Below are 21,259 nucleotides of genomic sequence, written 5' to 3'. Positions count from 1 at the left end.
ATTCTCTACTAGGTATCAGGCTTAGGCTTGGCTTTTTTCCATACTCTTTTCCATCAACTCAATAAAGTGATTGAAAAGTGGAGCTGCATCGTGAGGACCAGGACTTGCTTCAGGGTGACCCTGGAAACTAAATGCTGGTTTATCTGTACGATGAAGACCTTGTAAAGAGTCATCAAATAATGATTTATGCGTCATTACTAGATTTTCCGGTAATGTTGTTTGATCAACTGCGAAACCATGGTTCTGCGCCGTAATCATTACTACGCCACGTTCCATGTCTTTTACAGGGTGGTTAGCACCATGATGACCGAACTTCATTTTTAATGTTTTAGCACCACTTGCTAATGCAAGTAATTGGTGACCTAAACAAATACCAAATACAGGAATATCTGTTTCTAAAATTTCTTTAATTGCTGCGATTGCATAATCACACGGTTGTGGATCACCAGGGCCGTTTGACAAGAAGATACCATCAGGGTTTAACGCTAATACTTCTTTCGCTGTTGTTTGCGCAGGTACAACCGTAATACGGCAACCACGGTCAACTAACATACGTAAGATGTTACGCTTAACACCATAATCATAAGCAACGACGTGGAAACGTGAATCTGTTGCGTCTGCAGGTAAACCACCCATTAACGTCCAGCTACCTTGGTTCCATTCGTATGCTTCTTTCACTGTAACTTCTTTTGCTAAATCCATGCCTTTAAGGCCAGGGAATGCTTTAGCAAGTTCCAATGCGTGTGTTTCATCTAAGTTGTCACCAGCGATGATACAACCCGCTTGCGCACCTTTTTCACGTAAGATACGTGTCAGTTTACGCGTATCGATATCAGCGATACCAACAACATTACGTTCTTTTAAATAATCAGTAAGTGTTTGTTGATTACGGAAGTTAGAAGTAACTAAAGGAAGATCTCGAATGATTAGACCACAAGCATGAACATCTGGAGATTCAGCATCTTCATCATTTGTACCGGTGTTTCCGATGTGTGGGTAAGTAAGAGTAACGATTTGGCGAGAATAGGAAGGATCGGTTAATATTTCTTGATAACCAGTCATTGAAGTATTAAAAACCACTTCACCTACCGAATGACCTTCTGCACCGATAGACACACCACGGAATACTGTTCCGTCTTCCAACACCAACAAGGCGATATTACTCAAGACAACCTCCAAAAAAAATAGATAGAAAAATAATAAAATAAATCAACTATTTACCCCAGGCTGTCACACAGCATAGTAATTCGAGATTAAAAAACCAACCTCTGAATTACTAAATTTTGGCAAATTCCGCGCATAATACAGAAAAAATAAATGTTACGCAACTGTTTTATTTTCGTTTGAATTTTTAATTAAAGACCAAGTACATCTTGCATTGTATATAAGCCTTTTTCTTCGGCAAATACCCAAGCCGATGCGCGTATCGCCCCTTTAGCAAATGTCATACGACTTGATGCTTTATGCGTAATTTCAATACGTTCGCCAATGTCAGCAAACATAGCGGTATGTTCACCGACTAAATCACCAGCACGAATAGTAGAAAAACCAATGGTTTCGCGCTCGCGTTCACCGGTAAAGCCTTCGCGACCATACACAGCTACTTTTTTCAAATCACGACCTAACGTATTAGCAATCACTTCGCCCATACCTAAAGCGGTGCCAGATGGCGCGTCTACTTTATGGCGGTGATGCCCTTCGATGATTTCGATATCTGTGTACTCGCCCATCACCTTAGCAGCCATTTCTAACAACTTAAACATCACATTAACACCAACGCTCATGTTTGGCGCAAACACCACACCAGTCGACTCACCAGCGGCGTGAATAAGCTGTTTTTGTTCATCACTGAAACCAGTTGTACCGATAACGATTTTTTTATCGTTCGCGACAGCAAATTCTATATGTTTTAGGGTTGCTTCAATAGCAGTGAAATCAACGATCACGTCAAAGTCATTAACCACTTCTGCAAGACTGCTGACAACTTTAACACCCAGAGAACCTAAACCAGCGAGTTCGCCAACGTCTGCACCGAGGAAGTTACACTCAGGACGTTCGATTGCGGCACCAACAACGGCTGCGCCATCACTGTCTTGAATAGCTTCTAAAATTGTACGACCCATACGACCATTACAACCCATTACCGCGATTCTTACTGCTTGTCCCATCTAGACTTCTCCCTGTGTTTTTCATTAATCAAATAGTTAGCGTACTTTGATGATAACACTCCTCGAAACACATCAACAATGCCTAGTTGCGTTTCTTAACCATAAAAATGGGGTATAAAAAAACCCGCTATTCTAAGTGCTAGAATGCGGGTTCATCATACTGAGTATCAGCCATTAACCGAAAATACCAAATAGGCCAGCCCATAGGTGCATTGTCGGTATTGTTAAGAATACAATTAAAAACACTACTGCGTACTTCCAGTTAAAATCGTTATACGTTGCCATTACTCATTACCCATAGTTTGATCTAAATCAAAAATCATCTTACCTAAATAATAATGACTCAGCAGCAATTAAATAGTCCGCACCACAAATTTATCACTTTTTGAGTAGTGCCAATACTACCGTTTATGACTATGTAAATCGACAAGTAAGGGCTGATATGCCTGTGTAAATTAACAGAAAGGCATATTTTAGGCATAAAAAAACGCCTTGCTCATATCGCTATGAACAAGGCGTTTCGCTAGTCTGTAATAGGACTGATTAGATGATGTCTAATAGTTCTACTTCAAATACTAGTGCTTGGAATGGACCGATTGCAGCGCCTGCGCCCTGTTCGCCATAAGCAAGTGTGTGTGGGATAGATAGTTTGAATTTATCACCAACATTCATTAGTTGTAGTGCTTCAGTCCAACCAGCGATAACGCCGCCAACTGGGAATTCAGCAGGTTGACCACGTTCAACAGAGCTATCAAATACAGTACCGTCTGTTAGTGTGCCATGGTAATGAACACGTACAGTTGATTCTGCAGTAGGTTTTTGATCGATGTCACCAAGTGCGATAACTTCGTACTGTAGACCAGATTCAGTGATAGTCACTTCTTCACGTTCTGCGTTTGCAATAAGGAATTTTTCACCTTCAGCAGCGAAGATTTTTGATTTCTCAGCTTTTTCAGCTTCTAATTTTTCATGGATTAGTTGAAAAGCTTGGTTTAGATCTTCGTTACTAACTTTGCTTTCTTCACCAGCGAATGCATCTGCAAGACCAGCTTGAACAGCTGAAATGTCTAGACCTTCGAATGGGTTAGCTGCAAGTTGCTGGCCCATTTGAAGACCAATACCGTAACTACCTTTTTGTTCACTTGTTGCAAATTCAGACATAATTAAACTTCCATAATTCTTAATGATAAACACAGTAACTGTGTTGCTTAAATAACTAGGTATGGGCGATTTATATAAAAACAAGGGAGAGAATAAAAATTTTCTCTGTTAATACTATCTGTTAATTAGCGTTCACCCATATTTCAATATCCCAGCGGTTATTTATAATTCAACAGAGCCGCACCACGGACACCGCCTTCGCCACCAAATGCAGCTTGTTTCAACTGTGGCAATTTCATGTTATCAAATACATAAGCCTTTATTCTTTCAGGCAATTGCGAATACAAGGCATCAAAGCGCGCCAAGCCGCCACCGAACACCACGACATTAGGATCGAGGATCATAATCAGATTGCCTAACGCTGCCGCTAGAATATCTAAAAATACCGTTACTGTTTTGATAGCAACAGGTTCATTCGCTGTGTATGCAGCAATAATAGCAGGGCCTTTGAGGGCTTGTTCTTCGTTGCATGAACCATCGATATGGATCTTGTAATGTTTATATAACGCAGCAAGCCCGGTTCCAGAACAGTACGTCTCTAAACAAGAATGACCACCACAGCCACAATGGGTAAGCGGCAACTCAGGATAACGCTGTAGCATCGTCCCAGGGATAGCCATATGACCAAATTCACCGGCGCCAAAGTTATGTCCAGACAAAATGGTTTTATTAATGCAGATCGCACCACCTAAGCCAGTGCCTAAGGTCACCGCGATAGCGATATCAGCGTCTTGAGCTGCACCTTTAAAACATTCAGACAACGCAAAGCAATTGGCATCATTCTGTACTTTTACATCACGACTAATACGCTTTTGTAAGTCAAGTTGTAAGTTTTGACCATGTAAACTGGGTAAGTTTGGGCAAATCGTCATATTCGAGTCAGGGTCCATCACCCCAGGATAACCAATGCCAACCATGCCTTTACAATCAAACTGTCTATCAGCGTTAAAAATAAAGGTATCGAGTGCATCTAATAATTCTTCGTAATCTTCGGTAGGTGCGGGGATCCGCTCATTGAAAACACATTCAAGCGCTGTGTTATATACCGAAAACTCAATCTTGGTACCGCCAATATCAAAACCGTAATACATTTAACCTCCATGACCGTTAAATAACAGTAAACTAATTGATGATAATTTTATAAAATATGCATAGTAATAGTTTACAAAATATAATGATATTGAGCTGAGTTATATCTGTGTAATCAATCACACATCAACAATTTACTACCATTAAGAGGTATTTAGGTTAATTAAGAAGCGGGCGGGAATAAACAGGATATATAAAAAAAGCCGCGATTAAATCGCGGCTTAGAATAGCTAAATCAATAATATGATTTAATTATTTAGTTAGGTCATCAAAGAAGCTTTTAACGCCGTCAAAGAAGCCTTCTGATTTAGGCTTATGTTTCTTTGCCGACGCATTATTTAGCGATGATTCAAACTGTTGTAACAAATCTTTTTGCTCTGCGTTTAACTTAACAGGCGTTTCAAGTGTTACTTTACACAATAGGTCACCAACCGCGCCACCGCGTACAGATTTAACGCCTTTACCGCGTAAACGGAACATGCGACCAGTTTGTGTTTCAGCCGGTACTTTTAGTTTAACGCGACCATCTAAAGTCGGCACTTCGATTTCGCCACCAACAGCTGCGTAAGTGAAGCTAATAGGCACTTCACAATAAAGATTGCTGCCATCACGTTCAAAGATCGCATGCTGACGCACTGATACTTGCACATAGAGATCACCAGCACCGGCACCGACATCGCCAGCTTCGCCTTCACCCGTAAGACGGATACGATCGCCAGTATCAACACCTGCTGGAATTGTTACTTTTAGATCTTTGCTGCGTTCGTAACGACCTTCACCATGACACTTACGGCAAGGATCTTTAATAATTTTTCCTTTACCATGACAGGTTGGGCATGCTTGGTTTACCGCAAAGAAACCTTGACGCATTTGCACTTGGCCTTGGCCATGACAAGTGCTACAAGTTGCCGCTTTAGTACCTGATTTAGCACCTGAACCATTACACACTTCACAGTGACATTGGCTTGGGATACGAATCGTTTTGCTTACGCCACGAACAGCTTCTTCAAGCGTGAGTTCCATGTTATAACGCAGATCACTACCACGTGCAGCACGTTGTTGACGACCACGGCCGCCGCCACCGCCAAAGATGTCACCAAATACATCACCAAATACATCGCCGAAGTCACCGTGACCACCGTGTCCGCCTTGTTGATTTACACCAGCATGTCCATATTGGTCATAAGCCGCTTTTTTCTGTGCATCATTTAGCACTTCATAAGCTTCTTTAACTTCTTTAAATTGCTCTTCCATCGCTTTATCACCCTTCGTTCTATCCGGGTGATATTTCATTGCTAGGCGTTTATAGGCTTTTTTAACATCTTTTTCGCTAGCGTCGCGTGATACACCTAGCACTTCGTAATAATCGCGTTTTGACATAATAATCAGCTTAAAATTAAATAATTTAGATACACGAAAGGCGTTGGTGAAGCACCAACGCCTTTGCTATTTAAAAAGTAATAACTTAGGCGTTATTATTTTTTGTCGTCTTTTACTTCTTCAAACTCAGCATCAACAACATCACCAGCCACATCTTTTTCTTGTGGCTGTTCAGCGCTAGCGCCAGCTTGTTGAGCTTCAGCTTGCTGTTGAGCAATTTCCATTAGTTTTTGAGCGGCTTCCATCAACGTTTGAGTTTTTGCTTCAATCGCTTCTTTGTCTTCGCCTTTAATTGCAGCTTCTAGTTCAACAATAGCAGCTTCAATTTTTTCTTTTTCATCAGCAGGTAGTGCTTCGCCAGCTTCTTCGATTTGCTTACGCGTACCGTGAACCATTGCATCAGCTTGGTTACGTGCTTGTACTAGCTCTTCAAATTTAGCATCTTCAGCAGAGTTTGCTTCAGCATCACGTACCATTGCTTCTACTTCTTCATCAGAAAGACCAGAAGACGCTTGGATTGTGATTTTTTGTTCTTTACCAGTATCTTTATCAGTAGCAGATACGTGTAAGATACCATCAGCATCAATATCGAAAGCAACTTCGATTTGTGGAATACCACGTTGTGCAGGACGGATACCTTCTAGGTTGAATTGACCTAGTGATTTGTTGTCTGCAGCACGTTTACGCTCGCCTTGGATTGCGTGAACAGTTACAGCAGCTTGGTTATCTTCAGCTGTTGAGAATGTTTGTGACGCTTTAGTCGGGATAGTTGTGTTTTTCTCGATAAGCTTAGTCATAACACCACCCATAGTCTCAATACCTAGAGATAGAGGTGTAACGTCTAGAAGAAGTACGTCTGTTTTGTCGCCAGAAAGTACCGCACCTTGAATCGCCGCGCCCATTGCAACAGCTTCATCAGGGTTAACGTCTTTACGTGCTTCTTTACCGAAGAATTCAGTAACAGCCGCTTGAACCATAGGCATACGTGTTTGACCACCAACTAGGATGATATCGTTGATATCGCCAACAGCTAGGTCTGCATCTTGTAATGCAATACGTAATGGTTCCATCGTTGCTTTAACTAGGTCTTCTACAAGAGATTCTAATTTCGCACGTGTTACTTTAATGTTTAAATGTTTAGGACCTGATGCATCAGCAGTGATGTAAGGTAAGTTAACATCTGTTTGTTGTGCTGAAGACAGTTCGATTTTCGCTTTTTCTGCAGCTTCTTTAAGACGTTGCATTGCTAGCGGATCGTTCGTTAGGTCGAAGCTTTGTTCTTTTTTGAATTCTTCTACTAGGTAGTTGATTAGACGTGTATCGAAATCTTCGCCACCTAGGTGAGTATCACCGTTAGTTGCTAGTACTTCAAACGTCTTCTCGCCATCTACTTCATCGATTTCGATGATAGAGATATCGAATGTACCACCACCAAGGTCGTATACAGCAACAACGCTGTCGCCTTTAGCTGTGTTTACGCCATATGCGAATGCAGCAGCAGTTGGTTCGTTGATAATACGTTTAACTTCAAGACCAGCGATACGACCAGCATCTTTCGTTGCTTGGCGTTGTGAATCGTTGAAGTATGCAGGTACAGTAATAACCGCTTCAGTTACTGCTTCACCTAAATAGTCTTCTGCTGTTTTTTTCATTTTTTTCAAAACTTCAGCAGAAATTTGTGGCGGAGCCATTTTTTGGCCTTTCGCTTCAACCCATGCATCACCATTGTCAGCTTTAACAATTTTGAACGGCATGATTTTGATGTCACGTTGGATTTCTTCATCTTCAAAACGACGGCCGATCATACGCTTGATTGCAAACAGCGTGTTTTCAGGGTTCGTTACAGCTTGACGTTTTGCAGGTTGACCTACTAAAGTTTCACCATCTGCGCTATAAGCGATGATTGACGGAGTAGTACGATCACCTTCAGCATTCTCGATGATACGAGCAGTGCCGCCATCTAAGATTGATACACAAGAGTTAGTTGTACCTAAATCGATACCAATGATTCTACCCATAATCGTAATTCTCCAATAAATACTTCATTTACAAATTTGATACAGAATAAATGGTGACAGTTAAAGCAATTTCAAGTCTGTCGAAATACTTTATCTGTCACTGACAACCCGCACATTGCAAGGTTATCTCTGCGATTGAAAATAAATATGGGGGCGAAATTGAAAGCTTCAAGCAGAAAGGTGAATTTATTAAAAAAAAATTGAATATAATTGCAAAAGTTGACCTTTATTCAGCCTCCGTCGTCACCGAAAGCAACTTATCCGATAGATAAAGCCTTTATTCCGCGCGATCCCCTGCCCTTTTATTCAATAATATATTTGGCTTTATTAATAATTTCGCTGGATAACTCAATGCCCATTCTCGCCGCTGCATCCAAATTAAGCGACAGAATAGGTTGAGCAAGGTAATCATCGCTATTAAAACCATCACTACCTTCGGCTAAACGCACCAACAAATCAGCTGTATCTCGACCTACTTGCACATAATCGATGTTATAAACTGCAAAAACACCTTTACCCACACTGCTATGATCTTCACCTATAAGCGCGACGTTGTTTCGTTCTGCCACCATCACTACATTATTCAGTGCTGGCATATCAGTAATGTGACTCGGTAAATAAATAGCATCTACTTGTGGCGCAAGGATACGTGTAGCTTGTCTTAACTCAGCACTGTCATCAACATAGTAATAAATAATATCTACACCATTGTTTTTTTGCTGCGTAAGAAACGCCTGCATTTTACTGATATCCATTACATTCCGGTTGGCAATCACTCCCAGAGTATTAATCTTTGGCAGTAATCGCTTAATAAAATTAACTTCGTAGCGTTCCGTTAAATCTATATTCCCATCGGCATCAAAATGAATGTTATTAAGGTAAATATCTGTTGATAAGCCTTGCTGGCTCATTAAGGTAATAAAAGGCGTATTTTCGGCTGTCGAAATAGTCACATTAACATCGGATAATTGCGGTTTATTATTATCAATCCAGGTAAGATTTGCGCCTGCAATATAACCCTGCCGCATTAATTCAGATTCCATACCCGATTGTACGTGTTCAACAGCCATGCCAGAGTCCAACGCCGAAACCGCCACACGCAACTGACTAGCTTGTATCGTTACCGTTGAAAGTAAATAAAGTAAACAGATTAAAAATAGCGCGCGCGATATGCCAATATGCCGATGTGAGGGATGTGATCGTTCCATGATATGACCTGCTCGCATTATGCTTTCCTTAGCTAATGAATACTGTTTAGGTAGCAACTAATTTAACACACAACTTTTTGCTAAATAATGCAACGCATCACATTTCCCCATACCTAAAAATAGTTTATTATCAAGCATATAATAATAGGTTATCAACGAATAACTACACCAATACAATAAGGAAGCAAAATGTTCTGGAGCAAAACACTAAAATTAGCGGGTCTGACATCATTAATGATGTTCTCAACTGCACAAGCAGCTACGTTTGATAAAGCTGAAACAGACATCAAATACCGCCAATCAGCATTGACAATGATCGCCATCAACTTTTCTGACATGGCCGATATGGTTAAAGGCAAGAAAGACTGGAATGACGCTCAATTTCAATTACGTTCAGAACAATTAGCGCAGTTAATCCCGATGGCACAGCACGGTTTTATTAGTAGCGACAGCCAATCCGGAGACACTAAAGCAAAAGCAGCAATCTGGACTGACGCAGCAGGCTTCGAGGCTAAATTTAGTCAATTTAGTAAAGATGCACAAAACCTAGCGGCCGTTGCAAAACAAGGCGACCGTGGCCAAATCAAAAAAGCATTTGGTCAAACAGCGAAAAACTGTAAGTCTTGTCACAGCGACTACAAATCAAAATAATCGATTTCGATAACGAAAAAGGCGAACAATGTATATTGTTCGCCTTTTTTTTGATTAACCGTACTGACAAGTATGGCGGTACAACATCTCTATTACATTCTTCTCACTCATGCCAAATTAACTGATTCTACGGTATGCGCATAAGGCCGTTCAGCTAACCAAGGTGACAAATGCTTCTGTAACATCAGCGTTAATAGCTGTTTACTCACGGGCTTACCCATAAAGTCATCCATCCCAGCCACAAAGCACTTATCCTTTTCGGTTTGCAGTACATTCGCGGTTAATGCAATGATGGGGGTGTGTTGATCCGAAGTTTCATTCTCACGAATCATTTTTGTTGCTTCAAAACCATCAAGCACCGGCATTTGGCAATCCATCAGAATCAAATTAAACGTCTGATCTTTGCATAAATCAACACCAATTTGGCCATTCTCAGCCAAGGTCACCTCAATGCCCATCTTTTGTAACATCATCGTCGTTACTTTCTGATTGATAAATGTATCCTCAACTAAAAGTACTTTCATGATATCACTAGCAGCGGTTTTATCTTCCACACTGGGAATGTCTTCAACACTTTGAGGGGGATGCTCTAACATAGTACTAAGTACCACCGCTTTTAACGTCTCCGCTTTATACGGGCGGCTTAAAAACGTTTTTATGCCAAGCTGTTTTGCTAATACATCATCACCAGTCTGTGCATCGGCAGACATCAACATTAATCGAGGCGTGAGTTCAGCAAACTCGTCTTGCAATTGTTTTGCTACCGTAAAACCATCCATGTGGGGCATGATTTTATCAAGAATAACCAAATCAAAAGGGATTTCTCTGTCTAGTGCATCTAATACCATTTTTTTGCTTAAACAGGGATCATCACAACAAACAGCTTTGGCACCAAAGTTTTTCAATTGCGCCGCGGTAATACGCATATTTAACATGCTGTCATCGACTAACAATATAGATAATCCAGCCAGGCTTTGCTCTGAGTCATCCCCCAACAAGAGTTCGTCAATAGATTCGAATTCAACAACAAACTCAAAACGACTACCTTTACCAGGCTTGCTGTAAACAAGAATGTCACTATCCATTAATTTTACAATACTACGACAAATGGCTAAACCTAAGCCAGTACCACCATAATTACGTGTTGTACCGCCATCTGCTTGCTGAAATTTTTCAAATATTTTTTGTTGATTCTCGGCGGCAATACCAATACCGCTATCGATAATCTGGAACATCACTCCGGCACTATTTCCTTCACGTTTGATGAGTTTAATATTGAGATGTACGTGACCAATTGAGGTGAATTTGATGGCATTAGAAATAAGGTTATTCAGTACTTGACGTAATTGGGTAATATCACCGAGTACCATATCTGGTATTTGTTCATCAATATGACAGACTAGCGTGATTTGTTTCTGTCCCGCCATAATCGAAAAATTACCTTCAACTTCTTTACATAACTCAAATAGATTAAGCGGATTTTTAGCCAGAATTAATTGTCCCGATTCAATTTTAGAGAAATCAAGAATATCGTTAATCAAATCAAGTAACGTCATAGAGGAAGAATACAGCATATCAACAAATTCTTTCTGTTCGCGTCCCATCGGCATTTCTTGCAATAAGGATGCAGTACCAATAACCCCATTCATTGGCGTGCGGATCTCGTGACTCATATTGGCCAAAAATTCACTCTTCTTCAAATTGGCATTTTCAGCTTGGCGTTTTGCAACTTCAAGCTCATGATAATTATGACGTATTTGTTTAATCGAAGCGTTATAACTGGCGGTTAAATTGGTAATTTCATCGTCAAATAAACGGGGGCTCAATGCGAGTTGAGGTGGAAGTTGTTCATCATCAAATTTGCTAACGGCATCAGACATTTCAGTTAACGGCCGAACCACAATCTTATACACCACAAAGATAATAAATAACGCCACGATAAAGGTTTTGACCACTTGAGTTAGCAGCAACACCACAAATTTATCCCACAAGCCTTTATAGATCGGGTATAAATTCGATTGTATCTTAATCGTCGCAAGGTCGAACTGCTTATCACTAAAGTCCTGTTGCATAAGCCAAGAGACTTCGTACTGATATTCGAATAATGGCGTACCTAATCGCAGAACAGTGCCACTATCATCGATAATTTCGAGATAATGTACATTGGGAAGTTGCATGATCCCTTCCGCTTGCAACTTAAGCTGTTCGCGGTCTTCAATCCATAAACTCGCGGTTAAACTCGATAAGTAACTTTGTTTTACTTGGTCAAGCTGAGTTTCTACCGCTGAAATATCCTTTTCATAATCAAGGTAGACATTCAAGCCTGTAATGAGTAATGTAAAAATAGAGCTGATAAGTATGATTGAAACAAGTAATTGCCTCGCTATACCTATTCTTTTCTTGTGTAACGTCGCTTTAATCATCCCTAAACTCACATCCTGTTGTCAGTCGACTAACCTAATGATAGACACTACTATGGAATTACTACTATAAGGAAGTAAAAATGAAACGCTTTATTTCAATAATGTTAACTCTGCAGCTTTGTATTGCTAGCTTTACTGCGAATTCAGAATCAATCAACTATTATGTCATTGCGAAACAAGCAATGCCATTTCAAATTACGACCGATGATAATCAACATTCAGGTATCGTATCAGACATTATTGCTAACGTTTTCATTGATAAATACACCGTTAATTATCATGTCTATCCATTCAACCGGATGATTTCAGAATTGGAGGCTGGAGGGGAAAAAAATTGGATCACTTATGGCAGTCCAAATTGGGGTAGTGTCCAAGCAGAAAATTTATCTGACAAACCAATTTATACCGTTAGCCACAGTATCTTAACCAACGCTAAGTCAGATTTTTCATATAAAGAGCTTAGCGATATAAAAGACAAAGTATTTGTCTTACTTTATGGTTTTGATTATCCAACGCTACAGCCTTATATTGATAATGGCGAGATTAAAGAACTAAGAGTAAAAGATTACGCAGCAGCCTTCAGAATTTTAGATAAGATGCCGCAAGATGCGATTTTCATCGAAATGACATCACGGATTAAATACAACCTTAAAATACAATCTAAAAGTCTCAGCAATTATCACTTACAAGATTTTTCAGCCTTGATCCCAAGTTATCCTATTTATCTTGCATTTGATCCGAAGATGGATAGCGAACTGCAAAAATTTATTAATCAACAACTCTCAACCCTATCGGATACAGGTACCTTGACTGAGATTATTAATAATTATATTTAACGGTGAATACAAAAACACCGGTTCTTGCAGTAAGAGTCCGGTGTCTATTATCAACATTAATGCTGTAACGAATGCTTAAACTAGTTAATAAAATCAGCCGCAAACATATGCCCAAGCTTATTCGCTTTGGTTTTCAGATAACCGGCATTATGGGGGTTGTTCCCTTCTTGCAGTGGTACCCGCTCTGCAATATTAATTCCCGCTTTAATTAACGCATTGACCTTGCGGGGGTTATTGGTCATTAAATTCACACTGTGAATATTCAAGTGACCCAACATGCCTTTACAAAAAGTGTAATCTCGCATGTCTGCAGCGAAGCCTAAACGTTCATTTGCTTCAACCGTGTCTGCGCCATCATCTTGTAAATGATAAGCTCTGATCTTATTTAATAAGCCGATACCACGCCCTTCTTGACGTAAATAAAGGATCACACCACTGCCTTTCTCTACAATATTTTCCATGGCTTTAGCTAACTGAAAACCACAATCACAACGCGCGCTAAATAACGCATCGCCGGTTAAGCATTCAGAATGTAAACGGATTAGAACAGGTTCACTCGGATCTAACTTTCCATACACTAAAGCAAGGTGCTCTTTACCTGTCGATCGTTCTAGAAAGCCGTTCATCTGGAACATGCCAAATTGAGTTGGTAACTTAGCGCTATCAACATAGGTGATCAGGTTATAAGGTTCCTGTTTGCTTAAATCACTGCGTACAGCCATTAATATTTGGCCAAGTTCATTACGGCCATTACCATCACCACCATCACCCCAAAAACTATCTTTATGCGAATGCTCTGTTAATACTTGCTCTCCAGTGGCTACAAGCTGATAAGCGTAATAAGGGTTTTGGCTAAATTTTTCCGTCACAGCATAACGCATAACACGCTCGCGTTGCTGCAACCAATCCGATTTTACAAACTGGGCATACTCACGGCTTAAAGCAAACGCTTCATCTGGTGTCGGGGCTTGACGGATTAAACGTTGTAATTGCGGGTCATTAAATTTTTGCGCTTGATAATAATGTTCACTACTTGGCCATTCAGCCCCTGCAACCTTGATCGGTGCCAAAGCTAAATTGGATAAGAATCCGAAGTCATCATTAGGTTCATAAAACTGAATTTCATTACTCATTATTTCTACTCCGTGAAATTTTTGGTATTAACTATATATCAGATAGTTATAGATAAAGGTTACGTATAAAAATGAGTATAGAGGGGATAATAAAGAATAACTTTTAACTGGTGTAATAATGCTACCTAGTTAAAATATTCAGACATTAAGGCTAACTATTTAACCTTAATGTCTGCAGAAATACATTTTATGCTTTATGCATTAAACGGTGATTAATTTACGCTTCAATACTGGTATCAATAAAATAGATAACCGAAGTTTTCATGTCCCCATTGCCACCAAACTACGCTAGCAATAGCCACATAGAGAGTCCAAGCGACTAAACCATTCATTATTTTGGGGTGGGCAATAGAATCCACTAATGGGTATTCAGCAACGCCTGTGAACATGGCTTTAACTAATGGCTGTTTTTTTAGTTTATAAGCCAAGATAGCGATCACATGTAGACCGATTGCCCAAAGTAGCACATCAAAGTTTACGTGATGTATCCAGGTCAAGAAGCTCACTGTATCCGCAGAAAAATATTGCGCTAGAGGTCCTTCAGACAAGATATCATCGCTGGCACTGAGGCCACTAAATAATTGGGTCGCCAGCAAGGCTAAAAACAACACCACCATGCAGGCACCAGCAGGGTTATGACCAAATTTAACGCGGTCAAATTTGTTTTTGTCTTTAAGGTAACCGATTAGCGCTTTGGGACTTTTTATAAAGTAACTAAATTTAGCGGTATCACTGCCAATCAAGCCCCAAATAAAACGGGTGATCCACAGCGCAAGTAAGGCATAGCCAAACACAAAGTGCCACTCCATTTCATCGTTATCAGCGCAATACCACAATCCAAATAATAAGCTCACCTGTAACCAGTGATAGCCACGAATAAATCCGTCCCAAACTTTAACCTTAACCATACAACCTCAGCAGATACTCTATACAGACAATAACGGCGTAAGTGCCCAACTCTCATAGAGATTAAGGCGCTATTTTCTAACACTTAACCAGACAATAGCAACAATTACCATCGACATACCTAAAAAATGGTAAATAGTGAAGGTTTCACCCAATAAAAACACCGCCATTAGCGCTGTTAATACCGGGCCGCTGCCACCGACAATCGAGGCTTGTTCAGGCCCGACTCTGGCAATGCCTTCGCTCATTAAAAAAGAAGGGATCACCGTACAGCCAATCGCTAACCACAGTGATATCCAAAACACTGGCAGCGGAATACTGAGATCTTGTATTTCATGGACAACGTAAAAATGAACGAAGATCATAAAACTAGCGCCAAACATCGCAATACAAGTAAATACTAAACTGCCTAATTTTTGGATCTTAGTTTTACTCAGCAGTAAATATGAGGCAAACGTAAAGCAAGCTGTTAACACCAGTAAAGATCCAGTGATGACCCCCTCGCCCTGCTTACCTAAATCATGATAAAACAGTACAAAAACCCCTGCATAGGCCAGGATTAGCGCACCAATGACTTGTCGATTAATGCGGTTACCAAATACCAACCAGCTCAGGATCACGACGACCGTTGGATAAGTAAATAATACTAATCGTTCTAGCTGCGAGCTAATGTAATTAAGTCCTTGAAGATCAAAGTAACTTGATAGGTAATAACCTAATAACCCAATGCCCATCACCGGCAGGAATTGTGCCTTTATCGGAGACTTCAGCGATGGATTCTTCATGAGCACCCACACAAATACACCAATATAGAAAGGTAAAGACAGGATCATGCGATACGTCATTAGCGTGATGCTATCGACGCCATACTGGTAGGCAAGTTTAACGAAAATACCTTTTGTCGAAAACAAACAGGTAGCAAAAAATGCACACAGTAGACCTATTTTATGTGCTGATAACCGCTGAGTTAACCCTAAGCGAGTATGATGTTTGCTTGTGCTATTTGTGGTTGTAGTGGTGGTGCTATTTGTATTATTAGTAGTGGTATTAGTCTGTTCCATGATCCCTCCAAGATATAATGAAGGCTAGGAATACGCAGGATAAAACAAACAGCAGGCTACATATTCCGTAGCCTCGCCAAAAATTAATTAGCCGCTACTCTGGTTTCCAGAGCAGCCATAAACGTGTCGCAGAGTAATTAATAAAATAAATTGTCATATAACCCCTAACCACACGTTTAAAATTGAATCATCAGTTAACCAATAATGGCAGTTGCAAGCAAGGTAAAAAACGCCCGAAAGCGAACAACGAGATAATATAATATTTCTCGGCAGTGAATGATTTACTTACAGTGTTTATCGCTATGATAACGGGCTAATGGGTCAACTTTAGCAAGTGTAAGAGATGACCCAAGATGACTTAGCACCGATATGTGCATCATCAATGGCAGTAAGCTAAATCAATCTAACTTTTATACATTTAGTGGTAAAACATAAACAACATTATAGTGCTATGATATTTAACTTATCAAATCGGTCATAGCAATTAAAGTTTCATATTAATAAGCTATTAGTTTCAATGAATTAAGCTTCGACAATGATGGTTACGGAGTTAATAAGAATAAGGATATCCAATTGCTCTGCAAAATACTTGTTGTTGAAGACAGCCGAGCCTTTCGTAAATACCTTAATATCCAGCTGAGCCAAGCTGGTTTTCAAGCCGTATTTGCTGAATCAATAGCACAAGCCCATGAGATCTTAGCGCGAGAAAGTGATTTTCTTTGCTCTGTACTCGATTACTGTTTACCTGATGGTCATGACGGTGAAATCATTGATCATGTATTAAGCTATGGCTTACAGGCTATCATTTTAACGGCTAATTTCAGTGAGCATATCCGCGATAAAGTGTTATCAAAAGGTGTCATCGACTATTTGTTAAAAGACAGTGCATCATCGGTGTCTTACCTGATCCCATTATTACAACGCCTGCAAGACAACAGCCGTCATAAAGCACTCGTCGTTGAAGATTCTAAAACCGTGCGCACCCATCTCATTAATTTATTGGAACGACAAAACCTACAGGTCATAGCTGCTGAAAATGGGGTTCAAGCAATCGCATTATTACAACAGCATCCCGGTATCAGTTTGATCATCACAGATCATGATATGCCCGAAAAAGACGGCATTACCATGACCCGCGAGATCCGTCGTAAATTCGACCGAAATCAACTGGCTATTCTAGGCCTATCAGGCAGTAGCGATCGGTCGATGACAGCTCGTTTTCTAAAAGCCGGTGCCAATGACTTTCTCTATAAACCTTTTAATCAAGAGGAGTTTTACTGCCGTATCCATCATATCCTCAACATGAAAGACACTGCAGACAAGCTTTACAAGATGGCTAATCAAGATGCGCTAACCGGTTTATGGAACCGCCGCTATTTCTTTAGTCAACATGGTAGCAGCACAACCGCAGAGCATAAAAATATTGCCATGCTAGACATAGATTTTTTCAAAAAAGTAAATGACAAGCACGGCCATGATGGTGGCGATGCAGTATTAGTGACTATCGCTAAACAATTACAACATCACTTTACTGATGCCACTGTTGCACGTTTTGGAGGGGAAGAGTTCTGTATTCAAAGCACTATCGAACGCGTTGTTTTTGTGTCTCAGTTGGAGTTATTGCGCCACAAGATAGAACAATTAACCATGAAGCATAATGACGTTGAAATAAAAATCACGGTTAGTATTGGTTCCAGTTTTGGTAACAAACCGATTGATGAGATGATCTCCGAATCCGATGCCCGTTTATATAAAGCAAAAACAAATGGCCGTAACCAAGTTATCTGGCAATAACGTGATGACAAGATGACAAGATGAGTGTTGCTATACACATAACAACATTCATCTAAGAATCATGAGTAAGTTTATTTACTGATTGGATAACTCTTCATTTTCCACTCACGGATCCCGCCATCCATTGAGATAACATCTGTGTAGCCCATACGCTGGATGAACTCGGCTGATAATGCAGAGCGATAACCGCCACCGCAATACAGTACGATACACGTATCTAGCTCAGGATATTTCGCTTCTAAGTCACGTTCAATAACGCCACGGCCCATGTATTCAGCCCCGCTAATACGACTTGCAGCCCACTCGCTTTCTTCGCGTACATCAACAAGCGCAAACTGCTTGCCTTCGTCTTGCCACTGCTTTACATCATCACAGCTACATTCTTTAACTACTTTACGGGCTTCGTTACATAAATCTAGAAATCGTTGACTATGAGCCATGTTGTTATCCTTTTCAGTTTAATAGCAGGTATTTACCTAAGCGACTACTTTACTCAACCATAATTTCACTTTATGTTTGATAATTCAATCGCTAAAAATATAAAAAACAAAAACCCGCACGAGGCGGGTTTTATGACAGTCCGAAGACCAATGCGTTAGCTAGGTTTCCCTAAAGATTACTGCATTGGGTCTTGGTCTGCGCCTTCTTTTTCTACCACGGGTGGTAACATAGTTTCACGCGTTACGCCAAGCTTCAGTGCTAATGCACTTGCTACGTAAATCGATGAATATGTACCAACCACGATACCGATTAGCAATGCTAATGCGAAACCGTGGATCAGAGCGCCACCTTTCAGGAACAATGATACTAATACCATTAATGTTGTACCTGACGTGATTAACGTACGTGATAATGTCTGCGTTAATGATACATCCATGATTTCCACAGAATCATCAATACGCATGCGACGGAAGTTCTCACGGATACGGTCAAATACCACAATCGTATCATTCAATGAATAACCAATAACGGTCAACAGCGCCGCTAAAATAGTTAAATCGAATTCAATCTCTAACGCCGAGAAGATACCGAGTGTGATGATAACGTCATGTGCCAATGCTAATACCGCACCAGAAGCTAAACGCCATTCAAAACGTACACCAACATAAATTAGGATACAAATTAATGCCGCAAGCAGCGCTAGACCACCTTGCTCTGTTAATTCATCGCCAACGTTAGGACCAACAAACTCGATACGACGCATTTCTACGCTTTTATCGTAACCTTGTAATGCAGCCAGCATTTGACTACCAAGGTGAGCACTGTCCAAACCTTCACGTGGCGCGATACGGATCAATACATCACGGCTTGAGCCGAAATGTTGAATAACCGCATCACTAAAGCCTTCTTCTGCTAACAACGGACGAATCACTTCAAGATCCGCTGGTTTGTCATAACCCACTTCGATTACCGTACCACCGGTAAAATCAAGACCCCAATTAATGCCTTTAATTGCAACTGAAGATATCGATAAAATAACTAATAGCGCAGATAAGATAAACGCTGGTTTAGTCATTTTCATAAAGTGGATCGTGCGTTCTGTTTTAATAATTTCAAACATAATTAATCCCCTTAGATTGAAAGCTTATCGATCTTCTTATTACCCCAAAGGAAATTCACGATTGCACGTGTACCAATGATTGAAGTAAACATAGAAGCGGCAATACCAATTGCGAGCGTGATAGCGAAACCTTTAATCGCGCCCGTACCAACAGCAAACAAGATGATCGCGGTTAATAGTGTCGTGATATTCGCATCGGCAATGGTAGATAATGCATTATCGTAACCACGGTGAATAGCTTGCTGAACGCTACAGCCTTCTTTCAGCTCTTCACGGATTCGTTCAAATACCAATACGTTGGCATCGACAGCCATACCAATCGTTAATACGATACCGGCAATACCAGGTAGCGTCATTGTCGCGCCCGGGATCATCGACATGATACCAATGATCATGATGATGTTTGCAGACAAGGCAACATTGGCCACAAGACCAAACTTACGATAGTAGATAGCCATGAAGATAACGATAGCAATCATGCCATAAATCATCGCGGATAAGCCGTTCTCAATATTTTGCTTACCTAAGCTAGGACCAATAGTACGTTCTTCAACGATTTGTACTGGCGCAACTAACGCACCTGCACGTAATAATAACGCCAGATTTTTAGCTTCGCTTGCACTATCTAAACCTGTAATACGGAAGCTACGACCTAACTGCGCTTGAATGGTAGCAACGTTAATTACTTCTTCAATTTTATGCAGTTTAGATTTACCTTCAGGCGTTTTCTCACCCGTTGGTTTGTATTCAATGAATACCGTTGCCATTGATGTACCGATTGCTTTTTTCGTCGAACGCGACATTTTACTGCCACCTTGCGAATCAAGATCGATATTCACCTGTGCACGACTAAACTCATCTAGGCTCGATGTTGCACCTGTGATGTGGTTACCGGTTAAGATAACTTGTTTCTTCAGTACAACAGGACGACCGTCACGGGTAGTATATTTCTTACTGCCAGCAGGTACGCGAGTGCTATAAGGGTCCGCTTTGTTATCTACTAAACGGAACTCAAGCGTTGCTGTTGCACCTAAAATTTCTTTGGCACCAGCAGTATCCTGAACACCCGGTAATTCAACCACAATGCGGTCTGCACCTTGACGCTGTACTAGCGGCTCAGCAACACCTAATTGGTTTACACGGTTACGGATAATGGTGATGTTTTGTTGCAGGGCATATTCTTTAGTTTCAGCAAGTTTTGCTTCAGTCATTTTTGCCGACACACTAAATTGACCATTATTTTCACTGTCATTTAACAGTAGGTCTGGATATTTATTTTTCAGGAATGCTTCAGCTTTATCGCGTGTTTCAACATCGCGGAAACGCACTGTTACACCGTTGCTGTCTTTACGCACTGCTGTATAACGCAGCTTTTCTTCACGTAAATCGGTACGGAAGTCTTGTAACATTTGATCTTGTGCTTTCACTAACGCTTCATCCATATCCACTTCAAGTAAGAAGTGAACACCACCACGTAAATCAAGACCTAATTTTAATGGTCCAGCACCTAAGCTTTGCAGCCAATCAGGTGTCGCAGGGGCAAGGTTTAAAGCAACAATGAAGGTTTGACCTAGTTGTTCTTTTAAGATCTCACTAGCAAGTAGTTGTTGTTCGCTGTCAGTTAAACGAATTAATACTTGGTTCTGTTCTAATGAAACGCTTTTATAAGAAATGGATTGTTTATCGAGTTCTGCTTTCACTTTATCGAGAGTGGCGACTTCAATAGCAGCACCACGTGCAGCAGAAACTTGAACAGCGGGGTCTTCCCCGTATAGATTCGGTGTGGCATAGAGTAAACAAATGGCGATCGTAGCGATCACCATTAGATACTTCCACAGAGGGTATTTATTTAACAAAATATTACCTTACT

General features: G+C 40.5%; 17 protein-coding genes and 1 pseudogene. 3 read left to right on the top strand and 15 right to left on the bottom strand.

The genetic code is table 11. The annotated features are described in order from the left end of the window. Positions 1-21: 21 nt before the first annotated feature. From carA to A923_RS0112470, 7 genes are all read right to left on the bottom strand, one after another. On the bottom strand, positions 22-1,167 hold the full coding sequence (gene carA, locus A923_RS0112500) for a glutamine-hydrolyzing carbamoyl-phosphate synthase small subunit (RefSeq protein WP_017222015.1): 1,146 nt from the start codon (positions 1,165-1,167) through the stop codon (positions 22-24). A gap of 188 nt (positions 1,168-1,355) precedes the next feature. Then, on the bottom strand, positions 1,356-2,168 hold the full coding sequence (dapB, locus tag A923_RS0112495) for a 4-hydroxy-tetrahydrodipicolinate reductase (RefSeq protein WP_017222014.1): 813 nt from the start codon (positions 2,166-2,168) through the stop codon (positions 1,356-1,358). Positions 2,169-2,711: 543 nt separating this feature from the next. Beyond that, a complete protein-coding gene (locus A923_RS0112490; protein WP_017222013.1) occupies positions 2,712-3,329 on the bottom strand; it encodes a BamJ family beta-barrel-assembly machinery protein in 618 nt (205 codons plus the stop codon). Between the two features lie 158 nt (positions 3,330-3,487). After that, the gene (locus tag A923_RS0112485) at positions 3,488-4,420 is read right to left on the bottom strand and encodes an ROK family protein (RefSeq protein ID WP_017222012.1); all 933 of its coding nucleotides are present in this window, start codon (positions 4,418-4,420) and stop codon (positions 3,488-3,490) included. A gap of 250 nt (positions 4,421-4,670) precedes the next feature. Next, positions 4,671-5,798: a molecular chaperone DnaJ gene (dnaJ, locus tag A923_RS0112480; protein WP_017222011.1), complete on the bottom strand. Its 1,128-nt coding sequence runs from the start codon at positions 5,796-5,798 to the stop codon at positions 4,671-4,673. 95 nt (positions 5,799-5,893) lie between these two features. Further along, on the bottom strand, positions 5,894-7,816 hold the full coding sequence (gene dnaK, locus A923_RS0112475) for a molecular chaperone DnaK (RefSeq protein ID WP_017222010.1): 1,923 nt from the start codon (positions 7,814-7,816) through the stop codon (positions 5,894-5,896). Positions 7,817-8,118: 302 nt separating this feature from the next. Continuing rightward, on the bottom strand, positions 8,119-9,042 hold the full coding sequence (locus A923_RS0112470; protein WP_017222009.1) for an ABC transporter substrate-binding protein: 924 nt from the start codon (positions 9,040-9,042) through the stop codon (positions 8,119-8,121). Positions 9,043-9,213: 171 nt separating this feature from the next. Between A923_RS0112470 and A923_RS0112465 the strand changes: the two genes are divergently transcribed. Further along, positions 9,214-9,675 (top strand): c-type cytochrome, encoded by a 462-nt coding sequence (locus A923_RS0112465; protein ID WP_017222008.1) that lies wholly within the window; start codon positions 9,214-9,216, stop codon positions 9,673-9,675. Positions 9,676-9,782: 107 nt separating this feature from the next. On the opposite strand, the gene A923_RS0112460 is transcribed toward A923_RS0112465, so the two are convergent. After that, positions 9,783-12,098 carry a response regulator gene (locus A923_RS0112460; RefSeq protein WP_017222007.1) on the bottom strand — a complete coding sequence of 772 codons (2,316 nt, stop codon included), beginning with the start codon at positions 12,096-12,098 and terminating at the stop codon, positions 9,783-9,785. 80 nt (positions 12,099-12,178) lie between these two features. Here A923_RS0112460 and A923_RS0112455 point away from each other — a divergent pair, with 80 nt between their 5' ends. Next, positions 12,179-12,934 (top strand): substrate-binding periplasmic protein, encoded by a 756-nt coding sequence (locus A923_RS0112455; protein ID WP_017222006.1) that lies wholly within the window; start codon positions 12,179-12,181, stop codon positions 12,932-12,934. An 80-nt stretch (positions 12,935-13,014) separates the two neighbouring features. On the opposite strand, the gene ribA is transcribed toward A923_RS0112455, so the two are convergent. From ribA to A923_RS0112440, 4 genes and pseudogenes are all read right to left on the bottom strand, one after another. After that, entirely contained in the window at positions 13,015-13,656 is a 642-nt protein-coding gene (ribA, locus tag A923_RS23260) for a GTP cyclohydrolase II (protein ID WP_051039747.1), read from the bottom strand. After that, positions 13,648-14,067: pseudogene (locus tag A923_RS23255) on the bottom strand (NADAR family protein); the annotation flags it as partial. The gene ribA and the pseudogene A923_RS23255, both read right to left, overlap by 9 nt. Positions 14,068-14,303: 236 nt before the next feature. Further along, a complete protein-coding gene (locus A923_RS0112445; protein WP_017222004.1) occupies positions 14,304-14,975 on the bottom strand; it encodes a cytochrome b/b6 domain-containing protein in 672 nt (223 codons plus the stop codon). Between the two features lie 69 nt (positions 14,976-15,044). Continuing rightward, positions 15,045-16,034 carry a DMT family transporter gene (locus A923_RS0112440; RefSeq protein ID WP_017222003.1) on the bottom strand — a complete coding sequence of 330 codons (990 nt, stop codon included), beginning with the start codon at positions 16,032-16,034 and terminating at the stop codon, positions 15,045-15,047. Between the two features lie 573 nt (positions 16,035-16,607). Between A923_RS0112440 and A923_RS0112435 the strand changes: the two genes are divergently transcribed. After that, positions 16,608-17,828, top strand: coding sequence for a response regulator (locus A923_RS0112435; protein WP_017222002.1), 1,221 nt, complete (start codon positions 16,608-16,610; stop codon positions 17,826-17,828). Between the two features lie 71 nt (positions 17,829-17,899). Here A923_RS0112435 and A923_RS0112430 read toward each other — a convergent pair whose 3' ends face one another. The 3 genes from A923_RS0112430 to secD all read right to left on the bottom strand — a co-directional run bounded on the left by A923_RS0112430 (position 17,900) and on the right by secD (position 21,245). Beyond that, complete coding sequence (locus A923_RS0112430; protein WP_017222001.1) at positions 17,900-18,268, bottom strand: rhodanese-like domain-containing protein; 369 nt, start codon at positions 18,266-18,268, stop codon at positions 17,900-17,902. A gap of 176 nt (positions 18,269-18,444) precedes the next feature. Next, the gene (secF, locus tag A923_RS0112425; protein WP_017222000.1) at positions 18,445-19,389 is read right to left on the bottom strand and encodes a protein translocase subunit SecF; all 945 of its coding nucleotides are present in this window, start codon (positions 19,387-19,389) and stop codon (positions 18,445-18,447) included. An 11-nt stretch (positions 19,390-19,400) separates the two neighbouring features. Further along, positions 19,401-21,245, bottom strand: a complete 1,845-nt coding sequence (secD, locus tag A923_RS0112420; RefSeq protein ID WP_026006220.1) for a protein translocase subunit SecD — start codon at positions 21,243-21,245, stop codon at positions 19,401-19,403. Positions 21,246-21,259 lie beyond the last annotated feature (14 nt).

The sequence above is a fragment of the Moritella dasanensis ArB 0140 genome (assembly GCF_000276805.1).
Taxonomy (GTDB): Bacteria; Pseudomonadota; Gammaproteobacteria; order Enterobacterales; family Moritellaceae; genus Moritella; species Moritella dasanensis.
This window is presented reverse-complemented; position numbering and strand designations above follow the sequence as displayed.

Coding starts and splice junctions, on each gene's coding strand:
- dnaK (WP_017222010.1), bottom strand. CDS start 7,816: ATGGGTAGAATCATTGGTATCGATTTAGGTACAACTAACTCTTGTGTA.
- A923_RS0112485 (WP_017222012.1), bottom strand. CDS start 4,420: ATGTATTACGGTTTTGATATTGGCGGTACCAAGATTGAGTTTTCGGTA.
- ribA (WP_051039747.1), bottom strand. CDS start 13,656: ATGGCTGTACGCAGTGATTTAAGCAAACAGGAACCTTATAACCTGATC.
- A923_RS0112460 (WP_017222007.1), bottom strand. CDS start 12,098: ATGATTAAAGCGACGTTACACAAGAAAAGAATAGGTATAGCGAGGCAA.
- A923_RS0112445 (WP_017222004.1), bottom strand. CDS start 14,975: ATGGTTAAGGTTAAAGTTTGGGACGGATTTATTCGTGGCTATCACTGG.
- A923_RS0112455 (WP_017222006.1), top strand. CDS start 12,179: ATGAAACGCTTTATTTCAATAATGTTAACTCTGCAGCTTTGTATTGCT.
- secF (WP_017222000.1), bottom strand. CDS start 19,389: ATGTTTGAAATTATTAAAACAGAACGCACGATCCACTTTATGAAAATG.
- dapB (WP_017222014.1), bottom strand. CDS start 2,168: ATGGGACAAGCAGTAAGAATCGCGGTAATGGGTTGTAATGGTCGTATG.
- A923_RS0112470 (WP_017222009.1), bottom strand. CDS start 9,042: ATGCGAGCAGGTCATATCATGGAACGATCACATCCCTCACATCGGCAT.
- A923_RS0112490 (WP_017222013.1), bottom strand. CDS start 3,329: ATGTCTGAATTTGCAACAAGTGAACAAAAAGGTAGTTACGGTATTGGT.
- A923_RS0112465 (WP_017222008.1), top strand. CDS start 9,214: ATGTTCTGGAGCAAAACACTAAAATTAGCGGGTCTGACATCATTAATG.
- A923_RS0112440 (WP_017222003.1), bottom strand. CDS start 16,034: ATGGAACAGACTAATACCACTACTAATAATACAAATAGCACCACCACT.
- dnaJ (WP_017222011.1), bottom strand. CDS start 5,798: ATGTCAAAACGCGATTATTACGAAGTGCTAGGTGTATCACGCGACGCT.
- A923_RS0112430 (WP_017222001.1), bottom strand. CDS start 18,268: ATGGCTCATAGTCAACGATTTCTAGATTTATGTAACGAAGCCCGTAAA.